Genomic DNA, 24,645 nt, shown 5'->3' with positions numbered 1-24,645 from the left:
ATAAAATCAATAAACAACTGTCTCTTTAATATCACAATTTTTCTCGAGCCATTCTTGGTCAAATTGTTTTGGTGAAATTCTTTTGCCTTGATAGATATAGTAAACTTTTTCAGATTCACCCTTTACTGGGGGACCAGGTATTTTATTGACAATCTTCTCTTCAGGACAGTCCTGTATCAAAGCCTGTTCTTTGACTTGACGAGTTTTACATGAATTGGAGGTGATAACAAGGATGAAAAAGTACAATAATTTATTCATGAGTTTAGTTTTAATACAATTGTTAACGTAAGCGCTGTTCAAAATGCGACATCAATTATTCAATAGTGTACAACTTTTTGATCGGCTGTTTGTTCTATAAAAGATACCTGAAAGGCTAGAATCGCGACAGGAGAAATTAACGTTAGAAAAATTAAATAATTAGCATAGAAAACATGAGAAGAAAAGCAACAGCCCAATGGAATGGCAATCTGAAAGAAGGAAAAGGTAGCCTGACTACAGACAGTACAGCGTTGGATCATACGCAATACTCATTTTCGACACGGTTTGAAAATGGTGTGGGAACAAACCCCGAAGAATTATTGGCAGCAGCACATGCAGGATGCTTCACCATGCAATTGAGCGCTTTTCTTTCTGAAGCCGGTTTTGTCCCGGAAGAATTAATCACCGTGTCGACAATCGTGTTCGAGAATGGTTCAATTGTGCGATCTGAACTTGAACTGCAAGGAAAGGTGCCAACGATAAGCGAAACTGAGTTTCAAACAATAGCGCATAAAGCGAAGGAAAACTGTCCGGTGAGTAAGGCATTCAGTTTCGAGAAAACCTTAGATGCAAAGTTACTTTGATAAAGGCGTTCTATCGAACAAAAACTTGGTCTTTTTTCGTTAAAAGGAGAAAAAGCTGTTATTTTTGAGGCTAACATAAATAATTAGCAATATTGAATTTTAATCCATTGAGTTTTGGTTCAGAGAAAGAAAAATAAGTTAAGTTCAGCAGCGCTTGCGGAAAAGAATCTGGAAGCTGGAAAGGTATTTTTGGAAAAGTATGCCCAGCAAGAAGGAGTAGTCGTATGCGCATCGGGTTTGCATTATAAGGTATTAACAAAGGGGGCGGGGCAAATTCCCAAGAAGTCGGCTAAAGTTATCTGCCATTATAAAGGCGAGCTTCTAGACGGAACTGTATTCGATAGTTCGTATAAGCGGAAGCGCCCCGAAACGTTTTATATTAATGAACTCATCGTGGGTTGGCAAGAAGCGATTTCAATGATGCCGGTTGGATCAATCTGGGAGGTGTGCCTTCCACCAAAACTGGCTTATGGAAAGGAAGAGTTGTTACCTCGAAAAGGAGGAGAATGTACGTTGATATTTCAGATTGAGTTAATTGCGATTTTAGCTTAACCCTAAAAAACTTCCATAAAAAAGCCCGCGTCATCAGATGCGGGCTTTTTTATGGAAGTTTATTTTTTACTCTACTTCTTTGATCTTAGCATTGATTTCGGCCGTTTTAGCTTCGTCTTGCATAAAAATATAGTAGTTCTTTAAATTCGTTAAAGCATCTACATTTTTTGGTTGCAAAGAAACTGCTTTCTCTAAGTAAGGAAGCACTGGCTTTAATTCTGCTTTAATCTTATTTAATTCTGCATCATATTGCGCTTGCGTCAATTTTCTGTTATTATTAACAACATTTAATCTTTCACGTGTTTTGTTCATTAACGTGATTGCTAAATTTGTATTTGCCTCAAAAAAGTTAGGATCAATCTCCAATGCTTTTTTGTATGCTGCAACTGCTGCGTCTTCGTTTTTCGCTGAAGATTGGGCTATGCCTAGGTAATAATTTAAGCTTTTATTGTTTGGATCTTTTGCTAATTGTGCAGTGATAGCATCAATTGTTTCTTTTTCGTGGCCTGTAATCAGATTCAATTCGATGTTTTGAGTCATCGCCGCATTGTCATCTGGATAAGCTTCAGCCGCTTTTTTTGCATATTCAAGTGCTGAAGTTGTATCTTGCATAGAGAGGTACAATTTCGGTAGATCGACCATAATCGTTTTATGCGAAGAGAAATCTTTTCTTGGAATTAGTTCTTTATAACGTTCCACAGCATTCTTATAATCCTTATTTGATAGCGCTGCAACACCGCTGTAATAAGTAACTAATGTATCTCCAGGAAGATAGGTCAACGCTTTTGTAAAAGAGCTGTACGATTCAGCATATTTTTGTGCTTGATATGCTTCTGCTCCCAAATTGAAATTATATTGTCCCAGAATTTGTTCTGCAACAGTAATATTCGCTTTATTCGCACCGTCTGTATCCAGCTGTTTTGCTTTCGCAATTCCGTCCTCAGCCAATTTCGCTAATTCAGATGACTTATCTATTGTTGATAGGTTTGCATTTACCAATGCATATACCGTCCACGCTTCCGCATTATCTTTTGTTTTGTCATTGACAACAGCTGCGTCAATAGCTTCTTTCGCCGATTTCAAATTAGGAATACCCAATTGAACCGTACCAGCGTCTTTCAATTCTTGGAATTTCGCTAGGGCAGATTTTGCCTTTTTAACATTGCCCGTCTGCGCAAAAGAAACTGAGGTAGATACAGTACCTATTGCTGCTAATAATAATAGAGATTTTAAATTCATATCTATTTAACTGTTAATTGATTCAATAATAAATTCACTCTGTCTAATTGAGATGCGTCATCAATAAGCTTATAATATTTAGCCAAAGCTTTAAGCGCATTGACATCATAAGGCTTAATCTCATTTGCCTTCAACAGATACTCGATGGTCAACTCTTGTATATCCTGATTGGAAGGTTCCTTTAATAAAGTCTCCAGATTGATTAACCCTAATGCAAGATTAGATTCATAATTATTCGGATCCAATCGCAATACATTATTATAATATTCTTTCGCCCGTTTTATATCATTGGCATTTTCGTAAGAATAGCCTGCAATATAGTTCAGTTCGACATTTTCAGGTTCTAGACGGATAGCATCAGCAATGACATTTAAGATAGCGTCATAAGAATTATTGGCCGAATACACATCAATTAATCTAAAAAGTATCTGTTTATTTTCAGGAAATATAGCATGTCCTTTTTCAAGAACGTTCAAGACATCCTGTTTAGTACCTCCGAGCGAATAAATCTGCGCTAATTCAAGAAAGTAATTAGGCTTTGGATGTTCACTTTTAATGAGTTCATCATAATATTTGATTGAATTCATATAATCTTTATTCTTGCCGGAGAGTACCGCCAGATTATATTTGAGATCATTATTTTTGAAACCAAGTGAATCTATTCGAAGGTAAGCTTTATAAGCTTTGTCAAATTTGCCATCTTTTAAAGCCAACGCTCCCTGATAGGATATGGCTCCAGCAAGATTTTGACGAATGTAGTCCATTTCCGCAGGAAAGTTTCGACGTGCTTTTTTTTGATCCAGAAGCTTAAGTGATTTGATGGATACGTCGATAGGATCCATTTTATAGGGCTGCTTCCTTGTTGAATCTGCAACTGCCAAGGAGCTATATACCAATGCCCTTAAAAGGTTATTATTGACAGAAGCCGAATCTTTCTTTGATTGGAAGGCGGCGTCTGCAAACTTTCGCGCATTTTCAAGATTTTTAAATTCGCCAGTTTTGGTATATAAAGCAAAACTGTTGCTGCCCTCCTTTAAATTGGATTGGGCAACAACAGTTAAACTACTTGCAGATATTAACAATGATATCAGTAAGTTTTTCATTAGACTATTTATTCTTCGTTTGAGTCCGTGTTTTCTTCAGAAGTCGAATCACCATTTTCCGTTGACTCTTCGGTCAGTTCAGACTCTTCTTCAGATTCTTCTTCACGATCGACTTTCGTAATAGACGCGATCTCGTCGTTATCTTTCAAATTAATGAGCCTTACACCTTGTGTTGCACGTCCCATTACTCTTAACTCTTCTACAGCAATGCGGATAACAATACCAGATTTGTTGATGATCATTAAGTCCTCGTTGTCCGTAACGCCTTTAATTGCAACGAGTTCACCTGTCTTATCGGTGACGTTGATTGTTTTCACACCTTTACCACCACGATTCGTTACGCGATAATCCTCGATATCTGTACGTTTTCCATATCCTTTTTCAGAAACGACCAACACGGTAGTTTCCGAATCATTCACACTAATCATGCCAATCACCTCATCGCTTTCCGCTGCCAAGGTGATACCACGTACACCTGTTGCCGTTCTGCCCATTGGACGAACCGTAGATTCATTGAAACGAATTGCACGACCAGAACGCAGTGCCATGACAATTTCGCTGCTTCCAGTAGTCAAACAAGCCTCAATTAATTGATCGCCTTCATTGATATTGATGGCATTGATACCATTTGCTCTTGGACGAGAATAGGCTTCCAAAGACGTCTTCTTAATCGTACCTTTTTTGGTACACATAATAATGAAGTTGTTTTCCAAATAATCTTGGTCTTTCAGGTTCTTCACCAGGATGAAGGCCTTTATTTTCTCTTCTTTTGGAACGTTGATTATATTTTGAAGTGCTCGACCTCTAGAAGTACGGCTTCCTTCAGGAATCTCAAATGCACGCAACCAGAAACAGCGACCTGCCTCTGTAAATAGCAGCATATAATTATGTGCCGACGCTGTAATGATATGTTCGGTAAAATCTTCTTCGCGTGTATTTGTGCCAATTGATCCGCGGCCACCGCGACCCTGACGTTTGTATTCGGATAATGGTGTGCGTTTTACGTAACTGTTGTGGGAGATTGTGATAACGATTTCTTCATCATCAATAAAATCTTCCATACGCATATCTTCAGCAGAGTGTACAATCTGGGATCTACGTTCGTCACCATATTTTTCTTTGATCTCAATTAACTCATCTTTGATAATTTTCATACGAAGTCCCTCGTCTTCCAATATCGATTTTAAATAGTCAATTGTTTTCATCAATTCAGCATATTCCTCTTTAATCTTATCACGTTCCAGTCCTGTTAGACGACGTAAGGTCATATCAAGGATCGCGCGAGCCTGAAGATCGGATAGGCCAAATTTCTCCATTAATCCAAGGCGTGCATCTTCCGGAGTATCCGAATTACGGATCAATTTGATGACTTCATCCAAATGATCCAAGGCAATTAAATACCCCTCTAGAATATGAGCACGTTTTTCAGCTTCCGCCAGCTCATAGCGTGTACGTCTAACGATTACCTCATGTCTATGCTCTACAAACTCATGAATCATGTCTTTCAGATTCAATAGCATTGGCCTTCCTTTAACTAAAGCAATGTTGTTTACTGAAAATGAAGTTTGTAGCGCTGTGTATTTAAACAAATTGTTTAAAACAACATTTGCATTTGCATCGCGCTTGATGTCGTACACAATACGCATCCCGGTACGGTCAGATTCATCACGAATAGCAGAAATTCCTTCTAATTTCTTTTCGTTAACTAATTCGGCTGTACGCTCGATCATATTCGCCTTGTTCACTTGATAAGGAATTTCGGTGACGATAATCTGCTCTCTACCCGATTTGGTTGCTTCTATTTCAGCTTTTGCACGCATAACAATACGGCCACGACCTGTATTACAAGCATCTTGAACCCCAGCATAGCCGTAGATTAATGCACCTGTAGGGAAGTCTGGACCTTTGATGTGCTGCATCAATTCCGAAACCTCGATATCACGATTATCAATAAAAGCGATTGTACCATCGATAACCTCGGATAGGTTATGTGGGGCCATATTTGTAGCCATACCCACTGCAATCCCCGAAGCTCCGTTGACCAGGAGATTTGGAATACGGGTGGGAAGGACTGTTGGTTCTTGTAGGGAATCGTCAAAGTTATTTTGGAAATCAACCGTATCTTTGTTGATATCAGATAGCATTTCCTCGGCAATTTTCTTTAATCTTGCCTCCGTATAACGCATCGCCGCAGGTGGATCGCCATCGATGGAACCGTAGTTACCTTGACCATCTACCAAAGGATAACGTAAACTCCAATCTTGAGCCATACGAACCATGGTGTCATAAACGGATGAATCACCATGTGGGTGATATTTACCTAATACGTCACCAACGATACGGGCAGACTTTTTGTAAGGCTTGCCACTGGTAACCCCTAAGTCCAGCATGCCATAAAGAACACGTCTGTGTACTGGCTTCATGCCATCACGCGCATCAGGAAGTGCTCTTGATACAATGACAGACATGGAGTAGTCAATGTAGGCAGACTTCATCTGATCCTCGATGTTAATTGGGATAATCCGGTCGTTTGCCGGAACAAGATTGTTGTCGTTTTCTGTTTCTTCAGCCATATGAATTTGGTTTCAATAAAACTAGTATGCAAGCCCTCTAAACTGGCTTGCCACGCATGCGAAGTTACAAAAATTTAACCTCAAAAGCGAATGATTTAAGCCCTAATATACACAAAAAGACAATCTTTTATGGATTGTCTTGGTACTTATGGGGTATCCTTTTTATTTGATTTTTTTAAAGCGGAGCCGAATCGAATTGCCGATGACAATTAAGTCTGAAAAGGCCATGCTAAGGGCGGCAAGCATAGGTCCGAGAAAGCCAACCGCGGCAAGCGGTATGGCCACAATATTGTACGCGAACGCCCAAAAGAGATTTTGCTTTATCGTCAATAGGGTATGGTGACCAATTTCCAGCAACTTTTCAATAGATTTGAGCTCATTGTTTAATAAAACCACCTTTGCCGATTGGATGGCAATATGTGTCGAATCGCCAAGCGAGATGCCAACATCGGCAGCAGCTAATGCGGGAGCGTCATTGATACCGTCACCAACCATTGCGGTAGGGCCATTCTTTTTGAGTTTGAACAAGATTGCTAATTTTTCTTCTGGCGATTTATCCCAATATACATCCGCAATACCAAGTTTCTGTGCTGTGCGTTCACATTTGCTTTGTCGATCTCCACTCAAAAGAATAGGCCGTATGCCTTTATCTTTGAGGTATTGGATGAGTTCCTTTGCATACGGCTTAATTTGATCTTCGAGGACAATGCCTGCAATTACAACGCCATTGATGGTTAAGGTAAGGTCATAACGATTAGAGTAATCTTTTTCGCCAAGTTTTGCATTGCAAATGGAGTAGTTATTTCCATTTGTGTCGGTCGCAAAGATTCCTTTTCCTTTTATTTCATTGACTTCCTTAAAGATAATGCGGTAAGATTTTATCTCCTTGAGCTGTTTTCGGATCGACTTGGCGATCGGATGGCTCGAATAACTCTCCAATTGTGCGATGATCGATTCGACTTGCGATTGTTCGATACCAAAGGTCTGAATCGCTTTGATATTAAAATCGCCTGTCGTTAGGGTCCCCGTTTTGTCAAATACCATCTGTTTGAGATCGGACATCTCCTCGATGGTGCTTCCGCCTTTGATCAGTATTCCACTTTTTGCAGCTCTTCCCAGGCCAACCATGACAGCAGTAGGTGTGGCTAGCCCCATGGCACATGGACAGGATACAACAAGGGTAGCTATGGCATTCATGAGGGATTGCTGCAGCGGCAATTGTGCGATAAAATAAGTAACAAAAAAAGTGAAAAATGATATCGTCACAACGATTGGAACGAAATAAGCGGCTACTTTATCACCAAATTTTTGAATAGGTGGCTTTTTACTCTGCGCATCTTTAATTAATTGGATAATCTGATACAGTACACTTTTAGACCCAACTTTGGTCGCCACGATTCTGATATTTCCTTCGGTTAGTAAGGTACCGCCGATGACGGCATCATATTTAAGTTTTTCAATAGGTAGACTTTCTCCGGTTAGCATAGATTCGTCCACCCAAGCCTGTCCTTCCAAAATATCGCCATCAGCGGGGATGAGATTTCCAGAATTTACTTTTAAAATATCACCGGATTTAATTTCTCGGGCTAATAGCTCGACTTCTTGGTCATTTTCAATTTTGATAGCGGGTATATCTTGATATTTAACCAGCTCTTTGATGGCTGATGTGGTTTTGGTAACGGCTCTTTTTTCGAGGACATTTCCCAAAAATACCAGTGTTATGATTGTTGCACATGTTTCGTAGAACTGGTAATCATGTCCTAGATTATAATATGTTCCAATGAGACTATAGGCAAAAGCAGCTGTAGATCCAATAAAGATGAGTACATCCATATTGGGCATTTTGTTCCAGATGGAACGAAATGCACTGATGCCAAAATAGGAAAAACCAATGATGTAAACTGGCGCACAAAGCGCGAGTTGGATAAAGGGATCATGTAGAATAGGTAAATTCGTAAACATGTGACTCCACAAGGGTATCGTAAAGATGAGGCAGCAGAGGAACTTAAGCTCGATAGATTTCCAAAAGCTAGGTTTCTTATCCTTACCCTCCATAACTTTGTAACCCAAAGACTCAATGCCTTTGACCAGCACAGGTATTTGTTCCAGCGGTATCTCCGAAAATTTCACTTCATCTGATGCAAAATCGACATAGATATCCTTAGCACCGTTGTTTTCTAGGTATTTGTGGATTGAAATAGCACAATTTGCACAGTGCATTCCGCTTACGTTAAGTTCAGTTTGCACGTTCGATTCCTTCATTTAATAGCATGTAATGTCTTTAGCCAAAGATAGCTATTTCCTGATAATGCTTTTTACGTAAAGTAAAATTGTTTAGTTTAGCAAGCCCGTTTGAAGCCATTTTACATGAAATATCTTGAATAGTGAATGGGAGAACATTAAATTTGACTAGATAGACAACTTAAGCTTGTGTAAAAAATGACAAAATCGATTTCAATTTCTTTTATCGTCCGAATTATATTGTTGATTGCGCTAACGGCATCCTTTGTTCAATTTGAAACCTTTTATAAGCAGCGGGAGATCATCCGGAATATGGCATACGGCTTAAATACTTTTCTAACAGCTAGTGTCCTGATCTCCATTGGTCATTTTATCCTTGTAAAACTATACAATAGCCGAAATGAGCAGCAGGTTGTACGGGGTAATTTTGTGCTTGGAATTACGCGTGTCGCCACGGTAGGCAATGTCTTTTTCATTATTGTCAGCCTAATGATAGCTGTTGGGATTAACCCAAAAGATTTTATCACCAGCATGACAATTGTCGCAATGGCCATTGCTGTGATTTTTAGAGAATACATCACGAATATGATATCTGGTTTGATTATTATGTTTTCGGATCAGTTTTCTGTAGGCGATCGCATAAAAATCGGCGAATATCAGGGGAAAATCGTGGATATCACGTTGGCTAATCTGGTTGTGCGCGATGAAGATGACGACGCTGTGATGATTCCCAATAATTTGGTGTTTACTGCAACGTTGGTCAATAAGACCTCCCAAAAGTCAAATAAAATTGTTGTAAAATTCGAATTGCCGATTGATCGCTCGTTTGCAGTGGCGGAATTGGAACAGTATTTAAGTCCATTATTACAAAAAAATCCAAATTTAGATCATTCCCAAGGTTTTACAATTAAGGTCGCCGATATGACTAAAGATTATATCAAATATAAAGTTGAGGTTAGTGCAATCTCATCCAGCAATAAAGTACATCAACAGGTACAAAGCAGCATATTAAATGAAATCCTGCAGTTTACGAGACTGTAGGGTCAAATCTTTCTTACTTTGACATTTTTAACAAAGTGGTGGCTTCCTTTTTCCAAAATAAGATCGGCGCGATATCTCGTTGGCAAAATGTTTTTAATTAGATTGGGCTTATTAATTTCGTTCCAGATATTTACAGCCATGGTGTGACTTTCATCAGCTGTCATATTTGCATATTTATGGAAAAATGAAGCCGGATTTTGAAATGCAGTGGCACGCAGTGACTCAAATCGATTGGTATACCATTCAATAAGATTTTTCTCGCTGGCATGTACATAGATTGAATAATCAAAAAAGTCGGAAACGAATACGCTATGTCCCTTTCGTGGTCGCTGGGAATTGACTTGTAATACATTTATCCCTTCTACAATAAGGATGTCGGGTTGTTCAATCACTTGTTGCTGTTCGTCTGGCAACACGTCATAGACCAGGTGGCTGTATACTGGAACCGTAATTTTTGGAGCTCCTGATTTCACTGCTGAAAGGAAATGAATCAATCTTTTAGCATCATAGCTTTCAGGAAAGCCTTTTCGGTTTAGAATACCACGTTCGATAAGATATTGATTCGGGTAAAGAAAACCGTCTGTGGTCACCAAATCGACCTTCGGTTTGGACGGGAGTAAACTAAGCACACGTTGTAGCACACGGGCTGTCGTACTTTTTCCCACAGCAACCGACCCAGCTATACCGATGATATAAGGCAGTTTGCTCACTTCCTTGCCAAAGAAGCGGTTTGTACGCTGGTGAAGACTTTGGAAACGATCAATATGAATCTCAAGTAGATGACTCAAGGGAAAGTAGACTTCTTCTATTTCCTGATTTGTCAAGGGTTCATTCAGTGCATGGAGATTTTCCAGATCTTCGACACTGAAATTGTGCAATACTTTTCCGTTTAAATTTTTCCAGTCTTCACGTTTGATCGATCTAAAAGGCGAGTCTATTGCTATTTGTGGATCCAATTGCATTGTTGCTTTATTTTTATTCCAATTATCTATATTGCAGGACAAGTAACCTTTTCTATTCGATTCTAGGAGCTATTAAAGGTCTTTTTTGCGCGGACAAATATAATTAGTGTTATCCGTTATCCCAAGAAACATTATAAATGATTTGAAGTTATTACAATAGGATTTGATAATATCTTATGAACGGGGCACTTTTCAGCAATTTTGAACAACCGCTGCTTTTGCACCTCATCTAGATCTCCTTTAAAGCTGATAAAGCATTGTATATAGGTCGTTTGCTGCTGCTCACTTGTTTGCACCTCATAAGATAAACGCACCTGTACTTCTTCCAGGAGCCAATTTTTGCGGTCCGCATACATTTTGACGGTAATGGCTTTGCAACTCCCTAAGGATGATAACAGTAATGGAGTAGGGTTTATGCCCTGATCTTCACCGCCTATATCTTCAGGTTCATCGACCGTTATTTGATGCTTACCGTATTGTACTGTCGTTGTATAGGGGATTTTCCCTATTGAAACGATTACTTCATTGTCCATAAGCGATAGAAATTAGGATTCAACGTCTTCTAATAGACCTTCAATGATAAGGCTTCCAGTTGCAGGATTTGTTGCCAAAGGGACATTGTAAAGATCACATACACGCATAAGCATTTGAATATCTGGTTCATGTGCATGTTTTCCTAGTGGATCGCGAAAGAAAATAATGCCGTCCACTTTTCTTTCGGCGGCTAAAGCTGCGATCTGTGCATCACCACCCATGGGGCCACTTAATTTCAATTCTACAGGCAGTCCTGTCTGCCTGACATAAGAGCCTGTAGTACCTGTGGCAATGATATTGGCGCGCTCCAATAATTCCTGGTGGTCTTTGACAAATGCGACCATTTCAGGTTTTTTGCCGTCGTGGGCTATTAGTGCGATTGTTTTTTTCATCACAATATAATAATTTGTAAATAGTTGACATTGTTATAACAGCAGACCTTTCTGTAGTATAAGTATGTTATTTAAAAAATATGTATGAGATAATTATTGCTGCGATTACACCGGCTAATTCGGCTAATAATGCACATGGTAAAGCATGCCTAGTACGTTTTATGCCCACTGCACCAAAATATACGGCGAGGACATAAAAAGTAGTTTCTGTCGATCCTTGTATAACACAAGCAACCCTGGCAGCGAAGTCCATTGGACCTTTGGCATTCATCAAATCGACCATAAGTCCACGTGCACCGGAGCCGCTAAGCGGTTTCATAAAGGCTACCGGTAAAGCGTCTACAAAAGATGTGTCTAGACCACATAATGCGATGGCTTTGGAAATTCCAGCGACCATATAGTCCATCGTTCCTGATGCTCTAAATACCGCAATACCAACAAGCATGGCGACAAGATAGGGGATTATTTTTACAGAAACTTCGAAGCCCTCTTTGGCACCTTCAATAAATGAATCGTACACATTTACTTTACGGAAAAGAGCCAAACCTATGAAAGAGGTAAATAAGCTGAATAAAATAACATTACCAAATACTTTGCTGAATATTTCAATTTCTGTTTGTTGCAGTCCCGAAAAGTAATAAAGTAGTCCACCGATAAATAATCCCATTGCACCCAGGTATCCAAGAATTACACGGTTAAATAAATTGATTTTTTGATAGATGGAAACGAGAATCAAAGCCACCAATGTGGAAAAGAAGGTTGCGATCAAAATTGGCAGAAATACATCTGAAGGGTCTGGAGCACCAGCTTCCTTCCGATAAGCCATAATTGAAATAGGCAATAGGGTTAAGCTAGATGCATTGAGGACAATAAACATGATCTGTGCATTGGTAGCGGTTTCCTTATTGGGATTGAGCTCCTGGAGTTCCTTCATCGCTTTAAGTCCCAATGGCGTTGCCGCATTATCTAATCCCAACGCATTAGCCGAGAAATTCATCAGAATTGAGCCAAGTGCTGGGTGATTTCTGGGTATTTCCGGAAATAGTTTATGGAAAAAAGGGCCCACGATTTTTGCAAAAATATTGATCATACCACCTTTCTCGCCAATTTTCATAATTCCAAGGGCAAAACTCATCATGCCGATCAGCCCTAAAGAGATTTCCGCCCCCGTTTTTGCACTGTCAAAGATTGAATTTACAATTTGCTGAAAGATTTCCGTATCTCCGAAAAAGATTAGTTTTACAAGGGCTACGGCAAATGTGATTAAAAAAAATGCAACCCAAACGTAGTTTAATGCCATATAGATTTAAAATATGCGTAAAAGTAATCTTTTAGAACTTATCCATCAACTGGCTCCATGGATTTTTCTTCTTATTTTGACTCTTTTCCTTAATGAGGTGTGCAACGATATAATCCAATGTATCCTCGTGCTCACTGATCATTTTATCGGATAGGGAAATCAACTTCTGTATATTATTGGGCGAGGCTGCATCTAGCGACGCATTGATACTAGACAAGTTGGAAGGCTCTATGCGCAGATAATTTTGTTGCTTACCATTATTTTGGAATAGTTGCCGAATAAAAAATTCGGTACTCTCGGAAGATGCACTTGTCATAATGTCAACTAAAGCGGGGCCGATTTGTATAGCAAGTTTCTTCTTAAAATGTTCGTAGTTATAAGCTGTCTTTGACATTCCAGTACCTAAGGATACCATAAACATGTCGTTTATCTGCGTGCTGTTAAAAGCCTTTAAAACTTCAAGTAAACCACATATGGAGGGGTTTTGAGCAAACACACCGCCATCAATCAACGGATATCTTGTTTTTGAAAGGGAATAGATCTCTGCAACAGGAAAAAATGTGGGCGCAGCGGATGTCGCCTTGCAGACGTCTTTGAGGTAGAAATCCCGTGCTTCGCCATGCGTAATTGCTTTTTGCTGCCTGAAAAAATGATTTTTCCGTAATTCAATGTTATATGCAGTGATGATACATGGTTTGATAAGATGGCTCAATTGTGCATTTTGAAAATATTCATCCAGGACATTCGATAATGGATTCGACGAATACAGCTCACTGACCAGACCAAATCCACTCAGAAATCGACGCCATTTGGAGGCCGTGAAAATTTCAGTTCCATGGTTGACGAATAAGTTTAAAGCATCTCGAGCTGAAAATTTAGGATGCGTGGGATTGCCTTCTTCCGGATACAAGAGAATGCTCGTTAGAATTCCGCCGCTGCTTGTACCCGCAATAAAGTCAAAGTAGGAGGCAATCCGTGCATTAGGATCCATCGTCTGCTTTTGCAACTTCTCTTCGAGAGCCACAAGAACCATTGCAGGAATGATACCCCGGATACCACCGCCGTCAAGCGCGAGAATATTCTTCATAAGCTAAAAACTGATTTAGTTAACGATATGTAAATATAACAAATGTCTACAATTGGCAGGAGTCATATATTGGTGACAATTGTCAGCGATCCTGTGCTTCAATGCATAGCGAATCTATTTGTAAATACTTTTACAAATTTGCCCTAAAAAAAAAGCTGCCTCAATAAAATTTGAGACAGCTTTTTTAGCTAGCATAAATACCGATTTAATTAAACCAAGCAAATACTTCGTCTTTCGTTGGCATATTGATATCCAGTTTAAGTTTTTTACGCATACCACCAAGGTCATTAAAAACCTTGTTCGGATTGGCTTCTTTTAAAGCTTCAATGGTTGTAAAGCCCATTTTTTGTAATGCGGGAACCCAGGCTGCAGGAATACCTTGTTCTTCATAATCTTTTACTTCTGCTACTTTGACGACTTTTTCAGGTCTCATTTGTGGGAAGAAAAGAACTTCTTGGATTGACGCATTATCGGTCAAGAACATGATTAAACGGTCCATACCGATTCCAAGTCCAGAGGTCGGTGGCATTCCATATTCCAATGAACGAAGGAAATCCTGATCTATAAACATGGCTTCATCATCACCTTTTTCAGAAAGACGTAATTGATCTTCAAATCGTTCACGTTGATCAATTGGATCATTAAGTTCTGAATAAGCATTGGCAATCTCTTTTCCACAAACCATCAGCTCAAAACGCTCGGTTAAATCAGGATTATCTCTGTGTTTCTTCGTTAAAGGAGACATTTCTTTTGGATAATCCGTAATGAATGTCGGCTGGATGTAGTTTCCTTCACATTTTGCACCGAAAATTTCATCAATCAGTTTGCCTTTACCCATGGTTTCGTTTACATCGATGCCCATTCCTTTGGCAGCGATACGGATTTCTTCTTCAGATTTTCCAGTAATATCAAATCCAGTGAATTCCTTAATGGAATCTGTCATCGATATCCGTTTATATGGTGCTCTAAAGTCAATTTTATGTTCACCGAAGGTTGCTTCAGTCGTACCATTTACAGCCAACGCACAATGTTCTAACAAACGTTCTGTAAAATTCATCATCCAGTTGTAGTCTTTATAGGCTACATAAATTTCCATTGCGGTGAATTCCGGATTGTGGGTGCGGTCCATTCCTTCGTTACGAAAGTTTTTAGAAAACTCGTATACACCATCAAATCCACCAACGATTAGTCTTTTTAGATAAAGCTCGTTGGCGATACGAAGATATAATGGAATATCTAAAGCATTATGATGCGTGATGAACGGACGTGCCGCAGCACCGCCTGGGATGGATTGCAGGACCGGTGTTTCTACTTCCATATATCCAGCGTCGTTAAAGAACTGACGCATCGCATTGAAAAGCTTCGTACGTTTGATAAATATGTCTTTGTTACTTGGATTTACGATCAAATCTACATAACGCATTCTATAGCGTTGTTCTGGATCTGTAAACGCATCAAAAGTTTTACCTTCTGCCGATTTAACAACAGGTAGGGGGCGCAGCGATTTGGATAAAACAGTAAATTCTTCTACGTGTACTGCAATGGCCTCGGTTTGTGTCGTGAAGACATAGCCTTTGATACCAACGATATCGCCAATATCCAATAGCTTTTTGAAAACTACATTGTAAAGGTCTTTATTCTCATCAGGACAGACATCGTCACGCTTTATATAAGCTTGAATACGTCCGGTTGAGTCTTGAATTTCAAAAAATGAAGCACTACCCATGACACGACGACTCATGATACGTCCCGCAATGGTGATGTTCTTATAATTCAATTTATCTCTATCGTAATTTTCTAAAATATCAGCAGCATGTGCATTGACGACAAATTCGTTGGCTGGAAATGGATCAATTCCCATATCCAACAACGATTGCATCGCTTGTCTTCTAAGTTGTTCCTGTTCGGATAATACAGTACTCATTCGGTATGAATAATATTTAAAATGTGAAAATCACGCAAAAATAGCCATTTTTTTCAATTCTTTTTATGGATTTTTTTTGAAAACGCTGTAGCGAAAGGAAATGGCATTTCGTTATATGGATAAAAATAGTTAAATAGTGATATTATTACAAGGGGACATTCGGCTATTTGATGTTGAGTTTTATAATTTTAATTTCGTTATCTCCTCGAAAAAAACGTTCATCTTGAAAGGGAGAATTCGATAGATTGTTTACATGGCATATGTTATTGATTGCATATGAAAGGCAATTTGTCTAAGTTTGAAACTTAATAATTAAATGGTTTAAGTGGGTATAATTCGGTCATATTTTTATAACAAGAAGCTATCATCTTTACAGGATGCCTTAGAACGTTGCTTACGCGATCGTGAGGACGGCAAGGCCTTCGTTTATAAGAAGTATTATGGTTATCTCATGGCTATTATTATTCGTTATGTTAAACAGGATGTGGACGCGGAAGAGCTTGTAAATGAAAGTTTTGTTCGGGTATTTCGGAAATTAGAATCATTTAATAGGGATATTGATGATGAAAATCTCGAAAAATCATTTAGAGCCTGGATAGGGCGAATTGCTGCCAATATTTCGATTGATTTTTTACGAAGTAAAAAGCAGTTTTATTCGGTTGAAGATTTGGGAGAAGGGGATATGCATACTCCTGCAGTACAATTGGACAGTCGACTAGAGGTCAATGAGATTATGCGTCTGCTCGATCAGCTCCCCGAAATTCAAAAAACTATTTTTAATCTCTATGAAATTGAGGGTTATTCGCATGATGAAATAGCCCAAATGCTTAACATACCAGATAGTACGTCAAGGACTTATCTGACGCGAGCGAAACAAAAACTTAGAAAATTATACTTGGATTATACAGGCGTAGTTCAAGAAATAAGATAAATAGTGTTGTTACGATGAAAGACAATAAGAAAAAGGAATTGATAGAAGAGATCATTGGACAATTAAAGGACCATGAACTACCTTATAAAGAAGGTTCCTGGGAGAAATTTGCCTCAAGTTATGGCGTTTCAGCACATCGTTCTTCGAATTGGAAATACTGGAGTGCTGCTGCGGCCGTGTTATTGTGTTTTGGTGTGGGGTATTGGGGGCTAAAGAAGAATGTGGAGACTGATTTACCGGAAGTAGTGTTAACACATCTGCCGGAACGAGAAGATGTGTTAGGCGACAACAAAGATTTAAAAGAATCCATCCAGCGTTCATTATCGGATATTAGGGGCGGTAGGGCTTTAAGTCCAGAGGTATTAGCACTGCAAAAGCCCTATACCTATTCTGTACCAACGGCTCATCCGACAGAAAGTTTGGGTAATCACCACTTGATATTAGGTGCTGGGCGATTAATGCAGGGGCAGGATGTGACTGTATCAGCCGATTTAGGAAGACTGCAGTCCATGCAATTGAAAAATAATTCATTTTCAGCGCAGGTTGGCGTACCTGATAATGAAGCGGAACGGGCAAGCGCGTCAACAAATAACACGTTGACGAATAAAACCGTTATTGCATCGACCAATTCAGGGCTAATCCCGCCTGTTAATCAAACGCAACGTGACGCTGTAAAACTCGCGCAATTGTATGATGCGCAACAAGGGAGAACAAGAACTAGTGTTGTTCACACGAACATTCCTCAAGATAAAAAATGGGAAATGGGCGCTTTTGTATCCCCAGCCTCTACATCGGAAAGCATAACGCTCGGTGGTGGGGTCGCGCTAGCCTATAATATTTCGAGCAAAGTAAGTCTTCGTTCAGGAGCTTCCATTCAACATTATGGAGCTGTTTCGGGTAATTCACCCATTACTCCTGCAATGGGATCAAATTCTCTTAATGCAGATGCGCCAAATTATATTTCTCAATCGAATTTGAATAATTCCTTTGCGATGCGGGCAGCAGATGCAAAAGATGCAAAGAGTAATGAACGGGTTTCAGGTAAAATCCTAACAGTTGATATCCCATTGGATGTTAGATACGCGATAAACAAGAATTTCTATACCTCAGTCGGTGTATCCTATGTTGGTGTATTGGATCAGGAACGGGCAACGATCTATGAAACAAATAATACGGAGTACAGACAAAAATCTCAAGACAAAAATGTTGATGATAAAGGTGTGAACGGCTTTATTAATTTTTCAGTTGGTCGGAAACAGAAAGTTGGAAAATTATCCATTTCTGTAGAGCCTTATTATAAAGCTCCAATCGGAAATTTGAAATCATCCGATTTGAACTATAGCAACGGGGGAGTGAAAATAATTACTAGTTTTTAAATAGCATAATGTTATAAAAAAAGCCGCAGTAAGCTTGAAGTTTACTGCGGCTTTTTTTATAGTCTGCAAATTGGGGTTTATTAAATTTCATCAACGCGAACCCAACCCATTCCTGCGGCTTTCGCACCTTCAACTCCAGAGGTCCCGTCTTCGTAGACCAGGCATCTTTCCGGAGCAATATTCAATTGAGCAGCTGCCAAAAGAAAGGGTTGTGGTGAAGGTTTTCCCTCAGCTGTATCTCCAGCACAAACCAGTGTTTCCAAATCATCCCATACACCAATGGTGGTTAATGTCATGGATAAGGTTGTTCTGGTTCCTCCTGAAACGGCAGCGATGTGTTTTTTACCTTTCTGATATTTTAGATGTTCAACAACGTAATCTACAGGCTTAGTCTTGAAAACATACTCGTCTCGAAAAATAGTAGACTTTAGTGTGGAAAATTCTTGATAATCGAAATCTACCTCATAGCGTTTGCTGATTTCCTCTGCAACAGCCACAGTGGGCCATCCGGCAGTTTCATCAATCAAATTGACATCCAACTCGACTCCGTATTGTTTGGCTGCAGCTTTATAGGCTTGTTTATGTGCGTCCATATTATCTGCCAGGGTACCATCGACATCAAATAATAGTGCGTCGTAGGATTCGGCAAGAAGGTTTAGTAATTCAAATTTTCGTTGTGATTCAGGTGACATATACTTTTAATAGTGAGCAGTAAAAATAAAAAAATATAATTGGACGAGCAAAAAAGAAGCCTTTCCCTTGTTACAAGGAAAGGCTTCTTGCTGTTAGCTCCGTGGGGATTCTTCACAGAGGCAGCGTATAATTAGTGTGAACTTAAATTTTTCGCTTTCTCTTCATCGAAATTCGCTTCTAATTCAGCCAATTTTTTCTTACCGTATGCCATACGTGTAATCACAACGAATAGTACCGGAACGATAAAGATCGCTAGGAGTGTGGCTGCAGTCATACCACCAAATACCGTCCAACCGATTGTTTGGCGAGAAATTGCTCCAGCTCCATGAGATAGCATTAATGGAATAATCCCCAAGATGAAGGCAAAGGACGTCATGATAATTGGGCGTAGACGCAATTTTACAGCATCTAATGTCGCTTCATAAAGGTTCATCCCGATATCAACCCGTTCCTTAGCAAACTCCACAATTAGAATCGCATTCTTGGCAGCAAGTCCAATGATGGTGACCAGACCAATCTGTGCATAGATGTTATTATCCAATGTAGGGATTAATGTTAGGGTTAATATGGCCCCAAATACACCTAAAGGAACAGATAATAAAATAGAGAATGGTACAGACCAACTTTCGTATAATGCGGCTAAAAGCAAGAACACAAACAGGATACACAACGCAAAAATTTGGACAGTTTTTGATCCCGATTGCATCTCTTGCAGCGACAGACCGGAGAACTGATAGTCAAAACCTTCTGGTAATGTTTGTGCAGCTACTTCTTGTAAGGCTTTCAAAGCATCTCCTGATGAGTAACCAGGGGCCGAACTACCATTGATCTCGATACTTCTAAAGATATTGTAGTGATTGATGATCGAAGGCATAGTCATCAATTCATACTTAACCAGCGTACCCATAGGTACAGGGTTTCCCGACACATTATTGACATACAATTTGTTGATGTCTTCAATATTCATACGGTACGGGATATCAGCTTGTGTGACGACACGGTAACTACGACCATACTTTGTAAAATCATTCACATAGCTACTACCCAAATAGGATGATATCGTCGAATAAATACTGGAGATAGGCACGCCCATGCGTTTTGCCTGTTCGCGGTTCACTTCCAATTTGTAGTTGGGAGAGTTGGTATTAAATAGGGTATAAGCCATTCCAATTTCTGGACGTTGGTTGGCAGCCATCAAGAATTTGCCGACTGTCGCTTCGAAATCTTTGATATTTACCGTCTGTAAATCCTGTACCTGCATAGAGAAACCTCCAGATGTACCTAGACCCGGAATTGCTGGTGGCGTTACCGCCAACACCCTTGCTTTGGTATAGCCCTGGTATTTACCCATAATCATACCAGCGATATCGTTTGCCGTGCGTGTACGGGTTTCCCAAGGTTTAAGCGAAACGAACACTGTTGCACCATTGGATTTAAACGCGCGGTTCAAAATATTGATACCGGAAATTGCAGTAACATACTTGATTTCTGGAAATGTCTTGTGTAGATCGGCTTCAATCTCTTTAAGAACTTCATTTGTACGCGCAGAAGAAGAACCTTCTGGCAATGTAATACCGGCGAAAAATGCACCACCATCCTCTGAAGGAATAAATCCAGTTGGTTTGGTTGTAAACATCCAGCCTGTTCCGATAAAAATACATAACAGAATAATCAATACCAGTGGTGCTTTTTTGATAGCCTGTTTTACACCATTTGAGTACCTGATGGTCACTTTTTCAAACCAAATATTAAATTTGTAGAAAAATTTATTCAAACCTTTAGCGCCTTCATGTACTGCTGTCGGCTTTAATAAAATTGAACATAATGCTGGGGTTAACGAAAGTGCGATAAATGCAGACAGCATAACGGATACTGCAATGGTGATTGCAAACTGTTGATATAATTTACCAACCATTCCAGGGATAAAACCAACCGGAACGAATACCGCAGCCAAAATTAATGCAATTGCAATAACCGGAGCAGTGATATCGCCCATGGCACGACGTGTCGCTTCTTTTGCATCCAGTTTATAATGGTCAATATAGTGCTGGACGGCTTCCACCACAACGATGGCATCATCCACCACAATACCGATGGCCAATACAAAGGCAAGCATGGTCAGGTTGTTGACCGAAAAGCCAAACATTAGGAAGAAGATGAAAGTACCGATGATGGATACGGGGATTGCCAGTACGGGAATTAATGTTGCTCTCCAGCTTTGAAGGAAGAAAAATACCACGACCGTTACCAGAATCAATGCTTCAACCAAGGTGTGGATAACCGAAGAAATAGAGGCATTCACAACCGACACCGTCTCATAACTGATCGTATAATCTACATCCGTTGGAAAAGATTCCTTTAATTTTTCCAAAGCATCGACAATACCTTTTGCGGATTCTACGGCATTTCCTCCTGGGGTTTGATTGATCATCATCGCAGATGAAGTCATACCATTTACGGTAGATGATGTACCATAATTAAATTGACCCAATTCAACACGCGCAACATCCTTTAAGAGTACGATAGATCCATCTTTATTGGTTTTTACAACGATGTTTTCAAAGTCCTCGGGATTTGAAAGATCACTATCGGTAATGATCGGATATTCAAATACCGTCGAAGACTCTTGTGGACGTCCACCAACGCTACCACCAGGTATACGGGAGTTTTGTTCGGCAATTGCTGTGGATACATCAGCAGGAGTCATGCTCAGGTTGGCTAATTTATTTGCGTCAAGCCACACGCGCATCGAGAATGGTTGCCCGAAAGCCGTTACATCACCGACGCCTTTCACACGCAAAAGTGCATCTTTAACGTATAAGTTGTTGTAATTGGCCAAGAAATTTTCACTTCTAGTTCCTTTTGGTGAAGTTAAAGCAACCAACATCAAGATATCGTTATTGGCTTTACGGGTTGTAATCCCCAAACGTCTTACCGCTTCCGGAAGGGCTGGTTCAGCGATTCCCACACGGTTTTGTACGTCTAAGGTCGCAATATCGATATCCGTACCTACTTCAAATGTCACCGTAATTGTTGCTTGACCATTTGACGTACTATTGGACGACATATAAATCATGCCAGGTGTACCATTGATCTGACTCTCGATAAGAGTTGTCACGGTTTGTTCAACCGTCTGTGCATCAGCTCCGGTGTAATTGGCCGTAACCGTTACTGTTGGAGGTGCAATAGAAGGATACTGGCTAATTGGCAACGTGGATACTGCAATGATCCCGATAATTGAAATCAATATCGAAATAACGATTGCGGTAACTGGCCTCTTAATAAATACTTCTGAAATCATTCTATATCTTTTAGATTCTCTTTAAAAAATTAATGGTGTTATTTTCCTTGAGGTGCGCCTTTTGCAGCCTGTTGGGCAGCGACAGCAGCGTCAACTACTTTAACTCCATTTTGGACATTCATGGCACCATCGACAACGATTTTCTCACCATCTTTAACACCTTCTTTGATCACAATTTTGTCACCGGCTTTAATACCTAATTTTACTTGGCGAATTTCAGCTTTACTGCTATCATTTACGGTATAGAGGTTAAATACGCCAAGCTGTTCGAAAACGGCTTTGTAAGGAACCACAACTTCTTCCGTAGCTGAGGTTGTCGATACATTCATCGTAATATTCATACCGGCCCGCAATTCGTTGGCATTGTTGGGGAAAGTAGCGCGCACTTTGATCGTCCCGGTTGCAGGGTCAACTGCGCGGTCGATGGTTGTGATTGTTCCTTTACCTTCATACGTACTTCCATTTGGCAATACAAGAGAAAGATCCGATGATGAATGGCTACTTTGCAGTTGGGTAAATTTGGTAATATCCTTTTCATTTACCTGAAATTCAACAGCTATTGGGCTAGTTGAAGACAAGGTATTCAATAGGGTCGTACCTGGATTGACCAAGGCGCCCAAACGTACCTGTGATATTCCTACGGTACCACTAAAAGGAGCCCGAATGGTCGAACGCGATAAGTTTGTATTCGCGGTGACCAAAGCTGCACGAGCAGACTCTACCTGTGCCTGCGAAGCGGCTACATTCGAAACTGCATTGTCAAATACCTGCTTCGCAATCGCATCTTTATCGGCTAATGTTTGGTAGCGCGCTAGATCTCTTTTTTGGCGGTCCAAATCCGTTTGTGCTACCTGTAAGCTTGCTTTAGCTTGTTGGACAGCCGCATTGTAGCGTGTTCCATCAATTTCATAAAGCGCTTGTCCTGCGGAAACTACTGCGCCGTCAGAAACATATATTTTGGTGATATAGCCGCTTACTTCCGCATATAGATCTGCTTCGTTCAACGGTTTGACTGTTGCTGGATAGCTGATTGTACCTGTAACAATCTCATGTGATGCTACGCCAAAGCTGACAGGAACAACTTTTTCAGCCTGAGCCTGTGCTGCACCTTGCTTTTTTGCATCCTTATTTCCACAAGAGGTCCATACTAATGCCGTCCCAAGGAAGAAAGCGAATAATAATTGTCTTTTATTCATGATTTGTATTAGTTTCCGTTTATTAATTAATTTGTGTGGATTGCCCCAACTGCTTTCTGAACATCTAATTTACTTGATAATAGTGCATAGAGGGAGTTCAAATAATTAAGTTGCGTTGTTTTGAGATCAGTTTCTGCTGTCATTAGATCGAGGTAAGTTTTGATACCTTCGTCATATTGAAGTTTGATGGTCTCGTATACTTCTTTGGAGAGTTCCACATTTTCTTTAGCTGTTTTCCAATCATTTAAGTTAGCATTATAGGTTGCTCTTGCCAGCGAATACTCTGTGTTAATGCTATTTTCTAAATTTTTGATGTCCCAGTCAATTCTTTCTTCCTGCAATCTGGACTTATTGATTTGTTTTTTACGTTTAAATCCGTCGAAAATTGAAAAAGAAACATTTAGGCCGGCAACTGAACCCGGGAAATTATCGGAGTAAAGTTTACTAAATTTATCATTTCGATAGTTGAAAGCGTAATTATAAAAAGCACTTACACTTGGTAAATATGTCCATTTATAGTATTGCGTGCTCAACTGCTGGATTTTTTTGGATGTTTCCAATTGTTGGAATTCAATTCGATTAGAGACATTTATTCCAGCAGTTGTGTCTAACAAAATTTCTGATTCCATATTGTTATTGTCAAAGGATAGCGTCAAATTTTTGCTTTTATCCAAAGCTAGCAATTGTTTGAGGTATTCGTATTTATATTTGCGAAGCTCAACCGTTCTTTTCTCGTCTGCATTCGAATTTGCCAAAGCAATTTGTGCTCGCTTATAGTCGGTCTTATCGACTAAGCCCACATCGTATTGAGATTTTGCATCTTTCAATTGTTTTTGGAGGCGAGCGATATTTTCTCGTACAATCTTGATCTGCTCTTCCGAAGTTAGGATATCATAATAGGCTTTGCTGACCTCTACAACAGCGGTGATCTTTTTGTTCTCCGTATTTTGTTTATTGCCAAGACGTACCAATTCTGCCGCTTTCTTCGCCTGCATTAGCTCTGGATTTAGGATCTGTTGATCCGCTTGAAGCGTTAATGCACTTGCATTGTTCTGCCCCATTTTGATATTATTTCCGCCAATATTTGCTAATGGAACAATGACATTATAATTATAACTTCCTTTTAGACCCAATTGTGGATACCAACCTGAAAGAGAGATGTCAATATCCTTTTCACCGATGGTCTCGTCCAATTGCGCTTGTTTTACAGCGATTTGATTACGTAAGGCGTAATCAATCAGCTGCTGAAGTGTTGCATTTGCCGGCAAGTTTTCAGATTGCTGTTGTGCAAATCCTGTATTACTCAAAAGCGATAGGGCCGCTAAGGAATAAACGATTTTATTAAACTTCATATATGT

20 protein-coding genes are annotated in these 24,645 nt (G+C 39.7%); 5 read left to right on the top strand and 15 right to left on the bottom strand.

Annotation, left to right across the window (positions count from 1 at the left end; all coding sequences use genetic code 11):
- Positions 1 to 6 precede the first annotated feature (6 nt).
- Entirely contained in the window at positions 7 to 258 is a 252-nt protein-coding gene (locus B3297_RS09320) for a hypothetical protein (protein WP_070568890.1), read from the bottom strand.
- A gap of 173 nt (positions 259 to 431) precedes the next feature.
- Here B3297_RS09320 and B3297_RS09315 point away from each other — a divergent pair, with 173 nt between their 5' ends.
- Entirely contained in the window at positions 432 to 842 is a 411-nt protein-coding gene (locus B3297_RS09315) for an OsmC family protein (protein ID WP_070568887.1), read from the top strand.
- 114 nt (positions 843 to 956) lie between these two features.
- On the top strand, positions 957 to 1,394 hold the full coding sequence (locus B3297_RS09310; protein ID WP_070568885.1) for an FKBP-type peptidyl-prolyl cis-trans isomerase: 438 nt from the start codon (positions 957 to 959) through the stop codon (positions 1,392 to 1,394).
- Between the two features lie 66 nt (positions 1,395 to 1,460).
- Here B3297_RS09310 and B3297_RS09305 read toward each other — a convergent pair whose 3' ends face one another.
- From B3297_RS09305 to B3297_RS09290, 4 genes are all read right to left on the bottom strand, one after another.
- On the bottom strand, positions 1,461 to 2,633 hold the full coding sequence (locus B3297_RS09305) for a tetratricopeptide repeat protein (RefSeq protein ID WP_070568882.1): 1,173 nt from the start codon (positions 2,631 to 2,633) through the stop codon (positions 1,461 to 1,463).
- 2 nt (positions 2,634 to 2,635) lie between these two features.
- Complete coding sequence (locus B3297_RS09300; protein WP_070568880.1) at positions 2,636 to 3,736, bottom strand: tetratricopeptide repeat protein; 1,101 nt, start codon at positions 3,734 to 3,736, stop codon at positions 2,636 to 2,638.
- Between the two features lie 8 nt (positions 3,737 to 3,744).
- The gene (gene gyrA / locus B3297_RS09295; RefSeq protein ID WP_070568875.1) at positions 3,745 to 6,309 is read right to left on the bottom strand and encodes a DNA gyrase subunit A; all 2,565 of its coding nucleotides are present in this window, start codon (positions 6,307 to 6,309) and stop codon (positions 3,745 to 3,747) included.
- A gap of 162 nt (positions 6,310 to 6,471) precedes the next feature.
- Positions 6,472 to 8,571 (bottom strand): heavy metal translocating P-type ATPase, encoded by a 2,100-nt coding sequence (locus B3297_RS09290; RefSeq protein ID WP_115048794.1) that lies wholly within the window; start codon positions 8,569 to 8,571, stop codon positions 6,472 to 6,474.
- A 177-nt stretch (positions 8,572 to 8,748) separates the two neighbouring features.
- Here B3297_RS09290 and B3297_RS09285 point away from each other — a divergent pair, with 177 nt between their 5' ends.
- Positions 8,749 to 9,591 (top strand): mechanosensitive ion channel family protein, encoded by an 843-nt coding sequence (locus tag B3297_RS09285; RefSeq protein WP_070568869.1) that lies wholly within the window; start codon positions 8,749 to 8,751, stop codon positions 9,589 to 9,591.
- Positions 9,592 to 9,593: 2 nt separating this feature from the next.
- Here B3297_RS09285 and coaA read toward each other — a convergent pair whose 3' ends face one another.
- The 6 genes from coaA to lysS all read right to left on the bottom strand — a co-directional run bounded on the left by coaA (position 9,594) and on the right by lysS (position 15,790).
- A complete protein-coding gene (coaA, locus tag B3297_RS09280) occupies positions 9,594 to 10,553 on the bottom strand; it encodes a type I pantothenate kinase (RefSeq protein WP_046673564.1) in 960 nt (319 codons plus the stop codon).
- 131 nt (positions 10,554 to 10,684) lie between these two features.
- The gene (locus B3297_RS09275) at positions 10,685 to 11,086 is read right to left on the bottom strand and encodes an OsmC family protein (protein WP_070568864.1); all 402 of its coding nucleotides are present in this window, start codon (positions 11,084 to 11,086) and stop codon (positions 10,685 to 10,687) included.
- Between the two features lie 12 nt (positions 11,087 to 11,098).
- A complete protein-coding gene (locus tag B3297_RS09270) occupies positions 11,099 to 11,479 on the bottom strand; it encodes a methylglyoxal synthase (protein ID WP_046673562.1) in 381 nt (126 codons plus the stop codon).
- A 67-nt stretch (positions 11,480 to 11,546) separates the two neighbouring features.
- Positions 11,547 to 12,779, bottom strand: coding sequence for a nucleoside recognition domain-containing protein (locus tag B3297_RS09265; RefSeq protein ID WP_046673561.1), 1,233 nt, complete (start codon positions 12,777 to 12,779; stop codon positions 11,547 to 11,549).
- A gap of 31 nt (positions 12,780 to 12,810) precedes the next feature.
- A complete protein-coding gene (locus B3297_RS09260) occupies positions 12,811 to 13,866 on the bottom strand; it encodes a patatin-like phospholipase family protein (protein ID WP_070568862.1) in 1,056 nt (351 codons plus the stop codon).
- A 205-nt stretch (positions 13,867 to 14,071) separates the two neighbouring features.
- Positions 14,072 to 15,790: a lysine--tRNA ligase gene (gene lysS / locus B3297_RS09255; protein WP_070568858.1), complete on the bottom strand. Its 1,719-nt coding sequence runs from the start codon at positions 15,788 to 15,790 to the stop codon at positions 14,072 to 14,074.
- A gap of 325 nt (positions 15,791 to 16,115) precedes the next feature.
- On the opposite strand from lysS, the gene B3297_RS09250 reads away from it, so the two are divergent.
- Together B3297_RS09250 and B3297_RS09245 are read left to right on the top strand one after the other, a co-directional pair.
- Positions 16,116 to 16,721, top strand: a complete 606-nt coding sequence (locus tag B3297_RS09250; RefSeq protein ID WP_046673558.1) for an RNA polymerase sigma factor — start codon at positions 16,116 to 16,118, stop codon at positions 16,719 to 16,721.
- Positions 16,722 to 16,735: 14 nt separating this feature from the next.
- Positions 16,736 to 18,097, top strand: a complete 1,362-nt coding sequence (locus B3297_RS09245; protein ID WP_070568854.1) for a hypothetical protein — start codon at positions 16,736 to 16,738, stop codon at positions 18,095 to 18,097.
- Between the two features lie 80 nt (positions 18,098 to 18,177).
- On the opposite strand, the gene B3297_RS09240 is transcribed toward B3297_RS09245, so the two are convergent.
- From B3297_RS09240 to B3297_RS09225, 4 genes are all read right to left on the bottom strand, one after another.
- The gene (locus B3297_RS09240) at positions 18,178 to 18,789 is read right to left on the bottom strand and encodes an HAD family hydrolase (protein WP_286778814.1); all 612 of its coding nucleotides are present in this window, start codon (positions 18,787 to 18,789) and stop codon (positions 18,178 to 18,180) included.
- 131 nt (positions 18,790 to 18,920) lie between these two features.
- Complete coding sequence (locus B3297_RS09235; RefSeq protein ID WP_286778813.1) at positions 18,921 to 22,091, bottom strand: efflux RND transporter permease subunit; 3,171 nt, start codon at positions 22,089 to 22,091, stop codon at positions 18,921 to 18,923.
- Between the two features lie 38 nt (positions 22,092 to 22,129).
- The gene (locus tag B3297_RS09230; RefSeq protein ID WP_046673554.1) at positions 22,130 to 23,287 is read right to left on the bottom strand and encodes an efflux RND transporter periplasmic adaptor subunit; all 1,158 of its coding nucleotides are present in this window, start codon (positions 23,285 to 23,287) and stop codon (positions 22,130 to 22,132) included.
- Between the two features lie 26 nt (positions 23,288 to 23,313).
- Complete coding sequence (locus B3297_RS09225; RefSeq protein ID WP_286778812.1) at positions 23,314 to 24,639, bottom strand: TolC family protein; 1,326 nt, start codon at positions 24,637 to 24,639, stop codon at positions 23,314 to 23,316.
- Between the last annotated feature and the right edge of the window lie 6 nt (positions 24,640 to 24,645).

The organism is Sphingobacterium sp. UBA3519, assembly GCF_002377215.1.
Classification (GTDB): domain Bacteria; phylum Bacteroidota; class Bacteroidia; order Sphingobacteriales; family Sphingobacteriaceae; genus Sphingobacterium; species Sphingobacterium multivorum.
This window is presented reverse-complemented; position numbering and strand designations above follow the sequence as displayed.

Coding starts and splice junctions, on each gene's coding strand:
- B3297_RS09320 (WP_070568890.1), bottom strand. CDS start 258: ATGAATAAATTATTGTACTTTTTCATCCTTGTTATCACCTCCAATTCA.
- B3297_RS09315 (WP_070568887.1), top strand. CDS start 432: ATGAGAAGAAAAGCAACAGCCCAATGGAATGGCAATCTGAAAGAAGGA.
- B3297_RS09305 (WP_070568882.1), bottom strand. CDS start 2,633: ATGAATTTAAAATCTCTATTATTATTAGCAGCAATAGGTACTGTATCT.
- B3297_RS09300 (WP_070568880.1), bottom strand. CDS start 3,736: ATGAAAAACTTACTGATATCATTGTTAATATCTGCAAGTAGTTTAACT.
- gyrA (WP_070568875.1), bottom strand. CDS start 6,309: ATGGCTGAAGAAACAGAAAACGACAACAATCTTGTTCCGGCAAACGAC.
- B3297_RS09290 (WP_115048794.1), bottom strand. CDS start 8,571: ATGAAGGAATCGAACGTGCAAACTGAACTTAACGTAAGCGGAATGCAC.
- B3297_RS09285 (WP_070568869.1), top strand. CDS start 8,749: ATGACAAAATCGATTTCAATTTCTTTTATCGTCCGAATTATATTGTTG.
- coaA (WP_046673564.1), bottom strand. CDS start 10,553: ATGCAATTGGATCCACAAATAGCAATAGACTCGCCTTTTAGATCGATC.
- B3297_RS09275 (WP_070568864.1), bottom strand. CDS start 11,086: ATGGACAATGAAGTAATCGTTTCAATAGGGAAAATCCCCTATACAACG.
- B3297_RS09270 (WP_046673562.1), bottom strand. CDS start 11,479: ATGAAAAAAACAATCGCACTAATAGCCCACGACGGCAAAAAACCTGAA.
- B3297_RS09265 (WP_046673561.1), bottom strand. CDS start 12,779: ATGGCATTAAACTACGTTTGGGTTGCATTTTTTTTAATCACATTTGCC.
- B3297_RS09260 (WP_070568862.1), bottom strand. CDS start 13,866: ATGAAGAATATTCTCGCGCTTGACGGCGGTGGTATCCGGGGTATCATT.
- lysS (WP_070568858.1), bottom strand. CDS start 15,790: ATGAGTACTGTATTATCCGAACAGGAACAACTTAGAAGACAAGCGATG.
- B3297_RS09245 (WP_070568854.1), top strand. CDS start 16,736: ATGAAAGACAATAAGAAAAAGGAATTGATAGAAGAGATCATTGGACAA.
- B3297_RS09240 (WP_286778814.1), bottom strand. CDS start 18,789: ATGTCACCTGAATCACAACGAAAATTTGAATTACTAAACCTTCTTGCC.
- B3297_RS09235 (WP_286778813.1), bottom strand. CDS start 22,091: ATGATTTCAGAAGTATTTATTAAGAGGCCAGTTACCGCAATCGTTATT.
- B3297_RS09230 (WP_046673554.1), bottom strand. CDS start 23,287: ATGAATAAAAGACAATTATTATTCGCTTTCTTCCTTGGGACGGCATTA.
- B3297_RS09225 (WP_286778812.1), bottom strand. CDS start 24,639: ATGAAGTTTAATAAAATCGTTTATTCCTTAGCGGCCCTATCGCTTTTG.